We start from the raw sequence: 12,195 nt of genomic DNA on the forward strand, positions 1-12,195 counted from the left end.
TCCCAGGACGGAGCTCCGACCACACCGCTACCCGGGCGGGCCGCGATGCCGAAGTTCAGCGGGAGTCCCGGGTGCCGACTGCTGGCCCGGCGGGTCGACGCGTCAGGCCGAGTGGTCCCGGATGGCCTGCTCCGCCAACTCGGCGTAGGTCCACCCGAGGTCGAACCCTGACGCGGACAATGCCTGCGGCACGAGCGACGTCTCGGTCAGCCCGGGCAGCACGTTGGCCTCGAGGAACCACGGTGTGCCGGCGCCGTCGATGATGAGGTCGACGCGGGACACGTGGCGCAGCCCGAGTGCTCGGTGCGCCAGGACTGCTGCAGCGGAAGCAGCCTGCGACTGCTCCTCGCTGAGTCGCGCGGGCGTGAAGAAGGTCGTCTCCCCCGCGTTGTACCGCGCCTCGTACCCGTAGAACCCGTTGCGGGGCACGATCTCGACGGGCGAGAGCGCAGTCGGGCCGTCACCGGTGTCGATGATGCCGACGGCGATCTCGGTCCCCCGGATGAGTTGTTCGACGACGGCGTCCTCGCAGTACGTGTACGCAGCGACCATTGCACGCGGCAGGTCGTCGGCGTTCTCGACCAGGGTGACGCCCTGGGCGCTGCCGCCGCGTGCGGGCTTCACCGCGAGCGGGACGGGGTGCTCAGCGGCGATGGCCTGGAGGACGCCGACGGCACCGAGTTCCCGGAAGACGTCGTGCGACAGGGTGATCGAGCGCGGCGTCCGGACTCCTGCCCGGGACACGAGTGCCGACGCGGTGGGCTTGTCCCAGGCCAGGCGAGCGGACGTCGAGCGTGAGCCGACGTACGGGATGTCGAGAGCCTCCAGGATGCCGCGGAGCGCTCCGTCTTCGCCGGACGCGCCGTGCAGCGCGGGCCAGACGACGTCTGGTCGGTCCGCGGCCAACGCGGGCAACAGGGAGGCGTCCGCGTCCCGCAGGTCGACCTGCCACCCGTAGCCGGTCAACGAGTCCGCGACCCGCCGACCGGACCGCAGGGAGATGTCCCGCTCGTGGGAGATCCCCCCGGCGACGACGACGACGTGACGGCTGGCGAACTCGGCCATGGGGGCGATCCTCTGCGGATGTCGTTGATTGGAACGGAAAGCCCTGTTCAGGGCAAGTTCGGCTGCGGTGAGCTGACCGTCGAGGTGCTCACCGAAGCGCTCGAGCGACTGGCGGAACCGAAGGTCTCGACCAGTTCGAGCTCGTCGTTGACGACGGACGCCAACCGCTTCACCCCGACCCGGATCTGCTCCGGCGTCGGGTAGCAGAACGAGAGCCGGATGTTGCCGGCTCCGCGCCCGTCGGCGAAGAAGGCGGTGCCCGGCGTGTAGGCGACGAGCTCCTTCACTGCCCGGGGCAACATGCCCTTCGAGTCGAGGGACTCCGGCAGCGTGAGCCAGACGAAGAAGCCACCGTTGGGCACGGTCCAGCTGAGGTCGGGCAGGAACTCCCCCAACGCGGAGAGCATGGCGTCACGGCGCTCGGCGTAGATCCCGCGGAAGGTGTCGACCTGACCCTTCCAGTCGGCGGCGTCGAGGTAGGCGTTCACGACGTACTGGCCGAACGAGTTCGGCGCGAGGACGGCGGACTCGTTCGCGAGCACGAGCTTCTCGCGGATGGCGTGCGGTGCGAGGGCCCAGCCGACGCGGAACCCGGGAGCGAGAGTCTTCGAGAACGAGCCGAGGTAGACCACGCCCTCGTCGTCGATCGAGCGGATCGCCTGGGGTGCCGGCTCGTCGAACCAGAGCAGCCCGTACGGGTTGTCCTCGAGCACCAGGATGTTGTTCGAGCGGCAGATGTCGAGCACCTCGATGCGGCGCTCCCGACTCATCGTGACACCGGCTGGGTTGTGGAAGTTCGGGATCGTGTACAGGAACTTCATCCGCTTGCCAGCGGCCCGGAGACGGGCGATCGTCTCGCGCAGGGCCTCGGGGACCAGTCCGAGCTCGTCGGTCGCCACGTGGACCGTCTCGGCCTGGTACGAGCGGAACACACCGATGGCGCCGACGTACGAGGGGGACTCGGCCAGGACGACGTCGCCCGGGTCGATGAAGAGCCGCGTGACGAGGTCGAGCGCGTGCTGGGACCCCGTGGTGACCACGACGTCCTCCGCGCTGGCACGGATGCCCTCGAGCGACATCACGTTGACGATGTGCTCGCGGAGGGACCGCAGGCCCTGTCCGCCGCCGTACTGCAGCGCCATCGCGGAGTCCTCGGCCATCACGCGGTCGAGCGAGCCGGTGACCAGCTCACGGGGCAGCGCGGAGACGAAGGGCATGCCGCCGGCGAGCGAGACCACCTCGGGCCTCGACGCGACGGCGAACAGAGCTCGGACCTCGGAGGCGCTCAGCCCGGCGGTGCGCTGGGCGTAGGAGTCGTACCAGGGATCGAGACTGTTGCCGTTCGTCATCGAGTTTCCTCCACTCGGTCGTTCTCGCCACAGTACGACATGCAGCCGGGCATCCGTCGTCCCACGACACAGGCCGATCGGCGATCCGTGGCCTGGCTCCGGTCGGGAGGCCCCCTCAGCCTCCGCCGGTCAGCAGACGCTGGACGGGCCTCCGGACAGGCGAACGCCCCGCCCTCCGATGGAATGGAGGACGGGGCGTCCGGGTCTGTGGGTGCGGGTCCTACGCGAGGAAGTCCGCGAGGTCGGCCTCGAGGGCCGGCTTCGGCTTGGCGCCGATGACGGTCTTGACGACCTCGCCACCCTTGAACACCTTCATCGCGGGGATCGAGGTGATCTGGTAGTTCATGGCCGACTGGGGGTTGTCGTCGACGTTGAGCTTGACGATCTCGATCTTGTCGGCGTGCTCCGCGGCGATCTGGTCGAGGATCGGCGAGACCGCGCGACACGGGCCGCACCATTCGGCCCAGAAGTCGACGAGGATCGTCTTGTCGGACTTGAGGACTTCGGCCTCGAACGTGGCGTCGGTCACTGCCTTTGCGCTGGACATGTTTGCTCCTTCGACGGGAAGTCGGTTCGGTGTGGTGAACGGGGACGCGGCTGCGCGCATTCCCGTGGCGTGCAGGGCCGCAGGTCAGACGCGGGCGGTGACGTCGATGGTCGCTTCGGTCGGGGTGACGCCCTCGGCCTGGTCGGTGAGTTCGCGGTCGAGGTCGGCGAGGTACTTCTCGGCGTCGAGGGCTGCGACCGCACCCGAGCCCGCGGCGGTGATCGCCTGGCGGTAGGTCGGGTCGAGCACGTCACCGGCGATGAAGACACCGGGGACGCCGACGGCGCGGGACGAGCGGCCCTCGACAGCGAGCGTGCCCTCGGGGGCGATCTCGAGCTGACCGTGCACCAGGTGCGTGCGCGGGTCGTTGCCGATCGCGATGAACAGACCGTCCAGGGCGAGCGAGGACTCGTCCCCGGTCACGGTGTCCTTGAGCGTGACGCCTTCGACAGCGGAGCCACCCGTGATGCCGGTGACCTCCTTGTTCCACGCGAACTCGATCTTCGGGTCGTTCATCGCACGGTCCTGCATGATCTTCGACGCGCGCAGGGAGTCCCCGCGGTGGATGACCGTCACCTTGTCGGCGAAGCGGGTGAGGAAGGTGGCCTCTTCCATCGCGGAGTCGCCACCGCCGACGACGGCGATGTTCTTCTGGCGGAAGAAGAAGCCGTCGCACGTGGCGCACCAGGAGACGCCGTGGCCGGAGAGGCGCTCCTCGTCGGCGAGACCCAGGTGGCGGTAGGCGGAACCGGTCGCGTAGATGACCGTGAGGGCCTCGTACGTCTCGCCGGAGCCGACCGTGATCTTCTTGACCTGGCCGGTGAGGTCGACCGAGACGGCGTCGTCGTACAGGACCTCGGCGCCGAACTTCTCGGCCTGTTCCTGCATCTTGATCATGAGGTCGGGGCCCTGGACGCCCTCGGGGAAGCCCGGGAAGTTCTCGACCTCGGTCGTCTTGGTGAGTTCACCGCCGGTCTCGACGCTGGAGGCGACGATGAGCGGCTTCAGTTCAGCGCGCGCGGCGTAGATGCCGGCCGTGAACCCGGCAGGACCGGAACCGATGATGATGAGCTCGCGCATGCGTGATTGCCCTTCCGTTGCTTGCTGACCGGGTCAACCCATGGTAGCTGCGCACCATTCCCGGGACTGGCTCCCCGGTCAGCGTCCGAGCCGGGCACGCACCAGTTCGACGGCGCTGCGGACCTCGGCGTTCTTGACGACGACCAGCACCGCGAAGTAGACGGCCACCATCACGGCGCCGGCGAGCACCACGGTGATGAACGCGCTCGTGAAGTCGGACATGGCGAACCCGGTGCGGGAGTACCCACCGAAGAACGTCGTGACGAGGAACCCGACCACGCCGGCGACGACTGCGGCCGTGACGAACTGCAGGTGCGAACGCGTGACGATGCGACCCTCGATGCCGTCGAGTCGACGGCGGACCACGACGAGGGCCACGATCGTCTGGGCCGAGCCGGCGATCGTCGTGCACGCGGCGAGCGAGAGCCCGATGATGTTCCCCGGCAGCAGGGTGACCGCGAGCGCGCCGATCACGAACAGGACCGACTGCACGAGCTGCATGAAGAACGGCGTCCGGTGGTCGTGCATCGCCCAGAACACCCGCTGGATGATGAAGAGCATGCTGAACAGCACCAGTCCGGGCATGTAGGCGAGCAGGACGGCGCTGATCGAGAACGCACCGTCGAAGTCCGCGGCGAACATCCGGCCGAACGGTGCGGCGACCACCATCAGCGCCACCGACGAGAACACCGTGAACAGCCCGACGATCCGCAGCGACAGCGACAGGTTGCGCCGGACGGCTGCCAGGTCGCCGCGTTCGGCGTCGTGGCTCATCCGGGTGAAGTACGCGGTGGCGATCGACACGGCGATGATCGAGTGCGGCAGCATGAACAGCAGCCAGGCGTTCTGCAGGACCGCGTTGCCGGCGTTGCCCGAGCCGAGCGAGGCCACGCGGGACTGCACGATGCCGGCGAGCTGCGTGACGAGGATCATCGCGAAGAGCCAGCCGGCGGCGGTCCCGGTCGCCTTGAGCCCGACGCCGCGCCACCGGAAGTCGGGGCGGAAGGTCAGGCCCGCGCGCTTCCAGAAGAACGGCAGGAACGCGGCCTGTGCCAGCACGCCGAGCGAGGCGCTGCCGGCGAGCACCGCGATCTTCAGCGGCGTCCAGTCGTCGGTGCCGGAGTTGACCGCGCGGTTCCCGAACATCGCGATGAAGACGACGAGGCCGGAGATCGCGATGACGTTGTTGATGAGCGGCGCCCAGGTGAACGGCCCGAACACCTGCTTGGCGTTGAGGACCTCACCGAGCAGCGAGTAGATCGCGTAGAAGAGGATCTGCGGCAGGCACCAGAAGGCGAACGCCACGGCCAGGTCGGTGGTCGCCGGCGAGAAGCCCTTGCCGTCCTGAGTCTGCGCCGAGTAGAGACGGACCAGGAGCGGCGCGAGCAGGGTCGCGATGATCGTGATGACGACGAAGGCCGAGCCACCGAGGGTCACGATCTTGTTGACGTAGGCCCGCCCGCCGTCGCTGTTCTGCGACATCGAGCGCACGATCTGCGGGATGAGCACGGCCGACAGCAGTCCGCCGGCGATGAGCGCGTAGATGTTGTTCGGCAGCTGGTTCGAGACCGCGAACGCGTCGGCGGACCGGGAGTTCGCCTGGCCGATGGCGTAGGCGAGCACGAAGGTCTTCGCGAACCCGAGCAGGCGGGAGATCATCGTCCCCGCCGCCAGCATCGCGCTGGCCCGGCCGAGCCCGCGGCCCTCGCCCTGTTCGGCGTCGACCTCGGCGCTGGGCTGGGTGGTGCTGATGGTCGGCTCCTCGGGGTGCGGGCGGTCGCCCTGGTCGTGTCGGTCGCCCTGGTCGTCTCGGTCGGACGGGAGGCTCGACTCCATCCCGGCCCGCGCGATCGCGTCCTCGAGACGGTCGCCGTCGCCAGCGACGGTGTCGGTGCCGGAGCTGGCCACGGCGATGGCGGTGGCGGCCCCGGGGACGGTGGTGGGGCCTCCAGGCCGGACCGTCTCGGCGGGCAGCGGACGCTCGCCCGGGCCGGGGGGCTGGATCTCGAGGGGACGGTTGGGGTCGTCGTCCTCGGGTTCCGGCTCGCCGTTGCGGCGACGGAGGCGGCGGCGGACGTTGCGGAGGATCCCGAGGCCGAAGACCGCCACGACGGCGATCGCGGCGAGGGCCGTGATCACGGTCTCCCACTGCGCCTGCACGTTGATCTCGACCGTGGCGGGGGTGGCGATGCGGGCACCGCTCGCGCTCGTCAGCGCCATCGACAGCGCGACCTTGCCGTTCGCTACCGACTGCACCGGGAAGGTGGTGCGGGTCGAGGAGCGGGGCTGGATCGTGACCTCGACGGCGTTCCGCTCGATGCGCAGGAACGAGTTCGACGGCGTGACGGTCAGGAACACCGTGACCGGCCAGTCGGAACGGTTCCGGACCGAGATCGGCAGCGAGGACCGGTCACCGAGCAGCGTGATGTCACTCGAGTTGACGATCCCGACGCTGCCGATGGTCTCCCGGTGGTCCGCGTCGATGCCGTCCACGACGGTCGTCAGTCCGTCGGTGTCCGCACGCCAGGCGTTCGACGCGGCGGCGAGGGTCCGCAGGCGGGCCGGAGCCGTGACCTGGACCGGGTCGGTGACCGCGCTCGCGAAGTCGACGAGCGCCTGCTCGGACCGCACCAGGCGCCGGAGGACGGTGAGCCGGTCGGCACCGTCGTCACTGCTCTGCAGGGTGAGCGAGCCCGGCTTCGCGTCGACGACCGTGGAGAAGTCCGTCGGCGAGATCCAGGCGGTGTCCTCGAGGGCGTCCAGGGCCTGCTCCAGGCGCGCGGAGTCGGTCGGCCAGGACCGGCCGAGGGTCAGCAGGACCGGACCCGTGGCGCTGCCCTGGACGGCGACGGTGGCGAGGGTGGCGCGGAGCGTCGCCATGGCGCGGTCGGTGGCCCGTGCGGAGCGGGCGTCGGCGGCCTGGCGCAGCAGGTCGGACATGCCCTGGTCGGACACGAGGGCCTTGGTCGAGCCGACCTGCTCGGCGGCGGCGACCGTGGTGTCCCGGCCGGCGGAGGTGTTCCCGCTGGAGATGATCGTCGAGGTGGAGCCGGCGGTGCGCAGGGCGGGGAGGTCGTCGGCGGCGACGGTGCCCTCGACGGGCCAGGCGACGGTGTCGACGGTCCAGGGGAAGGACACCAGCGAGGCCGAGGTGGGGATGGTGGCGGGGTCGGTCTCGTCGGCGCCGTTGCCGTTGCCGTTGCCGTTGCCGTCGGCGTTGCCGTCTGCCGCGTCCGCGGTGGCGGTGTCGGTCGGTCCGGTGGCGGTGTCGTCGGGGGTCTGCGTGGTGGTGCCGCTGTCCTGGTCGGCCGGGTCCTGCGCGGGGTCCGTGGCCGGGTCCGCCGGGGTCGCGGTGGCGGTCGGGCTCGGGGTCGCCCCCGGGAACCGGTCGGCGTCCACGGCGGCGGCGATGGCCTGGTCGAAGGAGATCGGCGCGGCGATGCCCGACAGCCCGGCCTGGCGCAGCCCGGTCACGTCCGCGTCGGCGTAGGACAGCGGGAACTTCTCGTTCCGGAGGCCCTCGAGCCGCTCGAGCCACGCCGTCGCGGAACTCGGGGCGTCGTCGCCGAGGATGCGGATCGACGCGATGATGCGGGGGTCGACGGCGAGGGCGACGCTGTGGCCGGCCGCCGCGTCGAGCTGCTGGGTGAGGGTGCCGTCGAGCGCGGTGTCGGCGGCCAGGGTGTTCGCGCTGAGCAGGCCGTCCTCGGTCGCCGGGACGGTGACGGGCATCGCGACCGCGACGTCGACCGGTGCGGCGTCGGGCCCGGGGTTCCAGGTGAAGGCGGAGCGCCCGACCGCGAGGGTCGATCCGGCGACGTACGAGGCCGCGATGCGTCGGGCGCCGAAGGGGTTGAGCGTGCCCAGACGGACGTCGGCGAACGGCACCGAGATCGAGTCGACCGTGACTGATCGATGTGCCGGGACCTCCGGGATCGTCACCCGGTCCATGGGCTCGCCGGGGTAACCGTCTGACGAGGTGTCGTTGAGCCAGTCGGTGAGGATGTCGCGCGTCCCCACCACCGGCCGGATGATGTCCAGGTCCGCACGGCCCGCGGGCAGAGCGGTGTCGGTGTCGTTCGTCACCGTGACGGACAGCGAGAGGTCGTCGCCGAGGTCGAGCACGCCGCGTCCGGAGGGGGTCACCTGGACCGACGTGGTGCCCGCCTGGGCCGTCGTCGGCGTCGCCGGCTTCGAGGTGGTGGCGGCGTCGGCGACGTCCACCGCTGCGGGCGCGATGACCAGACCGGTGGCGACCAGGGCGGACGCGGCGGCGGCGAGCACGGTACGGAGAATCTGCATGTGGGAGGGTCCTGGTCTTCAGCGGGCCACGACGAGTGTATGAGGCGCGACCATGACAGCAGGCGAGCGCGCAGGTGCTCCCGCCCACTATCTGGGATGATCGACGGCGTCATGCAGTCCGTAGCCCAGGCCGTCGAGCGACTCGACGCACTCGCCGCCACCGACACCGTCGACGTCCTCGCACGGGCGTTCGCCGCCGCCGGTCACGAGCTCGCGCTCGTCGGCGGGCCCGTCCGGGACGCCTTCCTCGGCCGTCCGGTGACCGACCTCGACTTCACGACGGACGCCCGACCCGACGCCGTCCTGGCGATCGTCGAGCCCCTCGCCAGCTCGACCTGGGACGTCGGCCGCCAGTTCGGCACCATCGCCGCGATGGTCCGCGGCGAGCAGGTCGAGATCACCACTTACCGCAGTGACGTCTACGACGGCGAGACCCGCAAGCCCGAGGTCACCTTCGGTGACACCATCGAGGCCGACCTGCTCCGCCGCGACTTCACCGTCAACGCGATGGCACTCCGACTCCCCCAGCGCGAACTCGTCGACGTCCATGGCGGCGTCGAGGACCTGCTCACGCAGCGCCTGGCGACGCCGCAGGCGGCTCGGGTGTCCTTCCGCGACGACCCGCTCCGGATGATGCGCGCGGCACGGTTCACGGCCCAGCTCGGGTTCACCGTCTCCGACGACGTCCGTGACGCCATGTCCGACCTCGCCGACTCGATCGAGAACATCTCCGCCGAGCGCGTGCGGGACGAACTCGTGAAGCTCCTGAACACGGCGGTCCCGGTCGAGGGCATCCGGCTGCTGGTCGACTCCGGCATCGCCGAGCGGATCCTGCCCGAGCTCCCCGCGATGAAGCTCGAGATCGACGAGCACCACCACCACAAGGACGTCTACGAGCACTCGCTCACCGTCCTGACGCAGGCCATCGGGTACGAGGCGGAACGCCACCCCGGCGACGCCCCGGACACGGTCCTGCGTCTGGCCGCACTGCTGCACGACATCGGCAAGCCGGCGACCCGGAAGCTCGAGCCGGGCGGCGCCGTGAGCTTCCACCACCACGACCTGGTCGGCTCGAAGCTCGCGAAGAAACGGCTCCGCGCCCTGCGCTTCGACAACGACACGATCGCCTCGGTGTCCCGCCTGATCGAACTGCACCTGCGGTTCTTCGGCTACACCGAGGGCGCCTGGACCGACGCGGCCGTCCGCCGCTACGTCCGGGACGCCGGCGACCAGCTCGAGCGGCTGCACGAGCTCACCCGCTCGGACGTCACCACCCGGAACCGTCGGAAGGCGGACCGGCTCGGGTTCGCGTACGACGACCTGGAGGCCCGGATCGCCGTCCTCGCAGAGCAGGAGGAACTCGACTCCATGCGTCCCGACCTCTCCGGGGACGACATCATGCGGATCCTCGACATCCCGCCGGGGCGCGCGGTGGGCGAGGCGTACCGGTTCCTGCTCGAGGCGCGGATGGACGAGGGGCCGCTCGGGCCCGAGGACGCCGAGGCGCGCCTCCGCACGTGGTGGGCGTCGCGCGACGCGTCCGCCTGACCGACGCCGGTCGCTCTGCACAGCCGGTGGCGCGCCTCCAGGCCGTCCGCTACGATGGGCAGGTTGTCTCGCGCGCATTCAGCGTGCCGAGGCACATGCATCAACCCTCCTGCCCCGGGAACTGCCCGGGGCCGCTGAGACCAGAGGAGGTGGGTTCCGCATGCACCAGTACGAACTGATGGCGATCCTCGACCCCGAGATCGATGAGCGCACCGTCGCTCCCAGCCTGGACAAGTTCCTCGCGGTCATCCGCAACGACGGTGGCACCGTCGACAACGTGGACGTCTGGGGCCGTCGCCGGCTCGCTTACGAGATCGCGAAGAAGAACGAGGGCATCTACGCCGTCGTGAACTTCACGTCGTCCGCCGACTCCGCCAAGGAGCTGGACCGCCAGCTCGGTCTCTCCGAGGCCGTCCTGCGCACCAAGGTCCTCCGCGCCGAAGAGGGCATGGCCCAGGTCGCCGCGCAGAAGCAGCGCGACGAAGCCCGTGCCGCCCGCAAGGCCGCCAACGCGTCGGCCTCGGCCGCCACGACCGCGAGCGCCGAGTAGCCCGTGGCCGGCGAAACCGTCATCACGGTGGTGGGCAACCTCACCGCGGACCCGGAGCTGCGCTACACGCAGAACGGGCTCGCCGTGGCGAACTTCACCATCGCGTCGACTCCTCGCACGTTCGACCGTCAGGCGAACGAGTGGAAGGACGGCGATGCGCTGTTCCTCCGTGCGAGTGTGTGGCGCGAGTTCGCCGAGCACGTGGCGGGGTCGCTGACGAAGGGCTCGCGCGTCATCGCGCAGGGTCGTCTCCGTCAGCGTTCCTACCAGGACCGTGAGGGACAGCAGCGGACGAGCATCGAGCTCGAGGTCGACGAGATCGGCCCCTCGCTCCGGTACGCGACCGCCCAGATCACCCGTGCACCGGGTGGCAGTGGTGGTGGCGCCGGTGGTGGCCGTGGCCAGGTCGGTGGAGGCAACTCCTCCGGCGGCAACGGCGGCTACAACGGTGGCGCGTCCGGTGGCAACGGTGGCGGTCAGTCCGACGCCCCGTGGTCGCCGCAGGGTGGTCAGCAGGGTGGCGGGAACGCATCGTCGAACGACGTGTGGTCCACCCCCGGCGGCACCTACGACGACGAGACCCCGTTCTGATCCTCAGCGGTCTGACGACACAACTTCTTCTTCTCTAAGGACACACAATGGCTGGAAAGAGCACCGGCGATCGCCGGAAGCCTCGCGGTAAGGGCGGCAAGAACGCCGCTCCCGCGAAGTCGATCAAGGTCGGCGTCATCGACTACAAGGACGTTGCGACCCTTCGCAAGTTCATCTCGGAGCGTGGAAAGATCCGCGCCCGTCGCATCACCGGCGTCTCCGTCCAGGAGCAGCGCCTCATCGCCCGTGCCGTGAAGAACGCCCGTGAGATGGCGCTCCTCCCCTACGCCGGCTCCGGCCGCTGATCGGAGGTCGACGAATGTCGAAGCTCATCCTCACCCACGAGGTCTCTGGCCTCGGTTCCGCCGGTGACGTCGTCGACGTCAAGAACGGCTACGCCCGCAACTACCTGATCCCGCAGGGCTTCGCCGTGTCGTGGTCGAAGGGCGGCGAGAAGCAGGTCGAGTCGATCCGTGCAGCTCGTACCGCACGCGAGCTCGCCACCATCGAAGAGGCACAGGACCTCAAGATGAAGCTCGAGAACGCCACCATCCAGCTGTCTGTCAAGGCCGGCAAGGACGGTCGTCTCTTCGGCTCCGTCCGCCCGGGTGACGTCGCTGACGCCGTCCAGGCGCAGGGCGTCGGCTCGCTCGACAAGCGCAAGGTCGAGGTCCCCGCGACCATCAAGACCGTCGGTGACCACGAGGCCACCGTGCGTCTGCGCGAGGACATCGTCGCGACCATCTCGCTGAAGGTCGTGGCCGCGAAGTAGTCCCGGTCGCTGCTCCGGCAGCACCAGCACCGCCGGAAGGGCGGGTCTCCCCCAGTGGAGGCCCGCCCTTCTCGCATGCCCGGGTGCACGTGGTGTCTCCGCCCCGAACGGCCGGTCGACGGTGACTGCTCGGCGGACGTGTACCTCGTGGTGCTGGGCGTGTCGGCGGCTGCCGGGAACGTCCTGGAGGTGCGCGCCGGTTGAGCAGGTCCGGCACCCGAAACACCGCTGGCCGGTTACGTCCGGCTCGGCTCTGCCACCTGGGAGCCAGCCGAGTGAGACGGGACGCGGGTGCCGTTTGTCAAGTCGGTTCTGCACAGTGACAGGCTCCAACGGCAACCTTCGACTCACGCTTGAAGCCGAGTTCTCCACACATGGTGTGGACACGAAA

Annotated in this window: 10 protein-coding genes; 5 read left to right on the forward strand and 5 right to left on the reverse strand. The window is 69.9% G+C overall.

The features are described from left to right. Positions 1-102: 102 nt before the first annotated feature. From DEJ31_RS08245 to DEJ31_RS17420, 5 genes are all read right to left on the reverse strand, one after another. Positions 103-1,065 (reverse strand): D-alanine--D-alanine ligase, encoded by a 963-nt coding sequence (locus DEJ31_RS08245; RefSeq protein WP_111043625.1) that lies wholly within the window; start codon positions 1,063-1,065, stop codon positions 103-105. 47 nt (positions 1,066-1,112) lie between these two features. Continuing rightward, positions 1,113-2,414: a PLP-dependent aminotransferase family protein gene (locus DEJ31_RS08250; RefSeq protein WP_111043624.1), complete on the reverse strand. Its 1,302-nt coding sequence runs from the start codon at positions 2,412-2,414 to the stop codon at positions 1,113-1,115. 220 nt (positions 2,415-2,634) lie between these two features. After that, the gene (gene trxA / locus DEJ31_RS08255; protein ID WP_110902894.1) at positions 2,635-2,961 is read right to left on the reverse strand and encodes a thioredoxin; all 327 of its coding nucleotides are present in this window, start codon (positions 2,959-2,961) and stop codon (positions 2,635-2,637) included. 84 nt (positions 2,962-3,045) lie between these two features. Next, on the reverse strand, positions 3,046-4,041 hold the full coding sequence (trxB, locus tag DEJ31_RS08260) for a thioredoxin-disulfide reductase (RefSeq protein ID WP_110902893.1): 996 nt from the start codon (positions 4,039-4,041) through the stop codon (positions 3,046-3,048). 78 nt (positions 4,042-4,119) lie between these two features. Further along, positions 4,120-8,343 carry a DUF6049 family protein gene (locus tag DEJ31_RS17420; RefSeq protein WP_220034851.1) on the reverse strand — a complete coding sequence of 1,408 codons (4,224 nt, stop codon included), beginning with the start codon at positions 8,341-8,343 and terminating at the stop codon, positions 4,120-4,122. 111 nt (positions 8,344-8,454) lie between these two features. Between DEJ31_RS17420 and DEJ31_RS08270 the strand changes: the two genes are divergently transcribed. The 5 genes from DEJ31_RS08270 to rplI all read left to right on the forward strand — a co-directional run bounded on the left by DEJ31_RS08270 (position 8,455) and on the right by rplI (position 11,804). Beyond that, the gene (locus tag DEJ31_RS08270; protein ID WP_111043719.1) at positions 8,455-9,891 is read left to right on the forward strand and encodes a CCA tRNA nucleotidyltransferase; all 1,437 of its coding nucleotides are present in this window, start codon (positions 8,455-8,457) and stop codon (positions 9,889-9,891) included. Positions 9,892-10,051: 160 nt separating this feature from the next. Beyond that, on the forward strand, positions 10,052-10,441 hold the full coding sequence (rpsF, locus tag DEJ31_RS08275) for a 30S ribosomal protein S6 (RefSeq protein WP_110902892.1): 390 nt from the start codon (positions 10,052-10,054) through the stop codon (positions 10,439-10,441). A gap of 3 nt (positions 10,442-10,444) precedes the next feature. After that, the gene (locus DEJ31_RS08280) at positions 10,445-11,032 is read left to right on the forward strand and encodes a single-stranded DNA-binding protein (protein WP_110902891.1); all 588 of its coding nucleotides are present in this window, start codon (positions 10,445-10,447) and stop codon (positions 11,030-11,032) included. Between the two features lie 47 nt (positions 11,033-11,079). Continuing rightward, positions 11,080-11,337 (forward strand): 30S ribosomal protein S18, encoded by a 258-nt coding sequence (gene rpsR, locus DEJ31_RS08285; RefSeq protein ID WP_017887834.1) that lies wholly within the window; start codon positions 11,080-11,082, stop codon positions 11,335-11,337. Positions 11,338-11,351: 14 nt separating this feature from the next. After that, on the forward strand, positions 11,352-11,804 hold the full coding sequence (gene rplI, locus DEJ31_RS08290) for a 50S ribosomal protein L9 (protein ID WP_110902890.1): 453 nt from the start codon (positions 11,352-11,354) through the stop codon (positions 11,802-11,804). The last annotated feature ends 391 nt before the right edge of the window (positions 11,805-12,195 follow it).

This window comes from Curtobacterium sp. MCPF17_031 (assembly GCF_003234035.1).
In the GTDB taxonomy this organism is placed as follows: Bacteria; Actinomycetota; Actinomycetes; order Actinomycetales; family Microbacteriaceae; genus Curtobacterium.

Bases quoted from the DNA above. Each gene is read 5' to 3' on its own strand.
- DEJ31_RS08245 (WP_111043625.1), bottom strand. From the start codon at position 1,065: ATGGCCGAGTTCGCCAGCCGTCACGTCGTCGTCGTCGCCGGGGGGATC.
- DEJ31_RS08250 (WP_111043624.1), bottom strand. From the start codon at position 2,414: ATGACGAACGGCAACAGTCTCGATCCCTGGTACGACTCCTACGCCCAG.
- trxA (WP_110902894.1), bottom strand. From the start codon at position 2,961: ATGTCCAGCGCAAAGGCAGTGACCGACGCCACGTTCGAGGCCGAAGTC.
- trxB (WP_110902893.1), bottom strand. From the start codon at position 4,041: ATGCGCGAGCTCATCATCATCGGTTCCGGTCCTGCCGGGTTCACGGCC.
- DEJ31_RS17420 (WP_220034851.1), bottom strand. From the start codon at position 8,343: ATGCAGATTCTCCGTACCGTGCTCGCCGCCGCCGCGTCCGCCCTGGTC.
- DEJ31_RS08270 (WP_111043719.1), top strand. From the start codon at position 8,455: ATGCAGTCCGTAGCCCAGGCCGTCGAGCGACTCGACGCACTCGCCGCC.
- rpsF (WP_110902892.1), top strand. From the start codon at position 10,052: ATGCACCAGTACGAACTGATGGCGATCCTCGACCCCGAGATCGATGAG.
- rpsR (WP_017887834.1), top strand. From the start codon at position 11,080: ATGGCTGGAAAGAGCACCGGCGATCGCCGGAAGCCTCGCGGTAAGGGC.
- rplI (WP_110902890.1), top strand. From the start codon at position 11,352: ATGTCGAAGCTCATCCTCACCCACGAGGTCTCTGGCCTCGGTTCCGCC.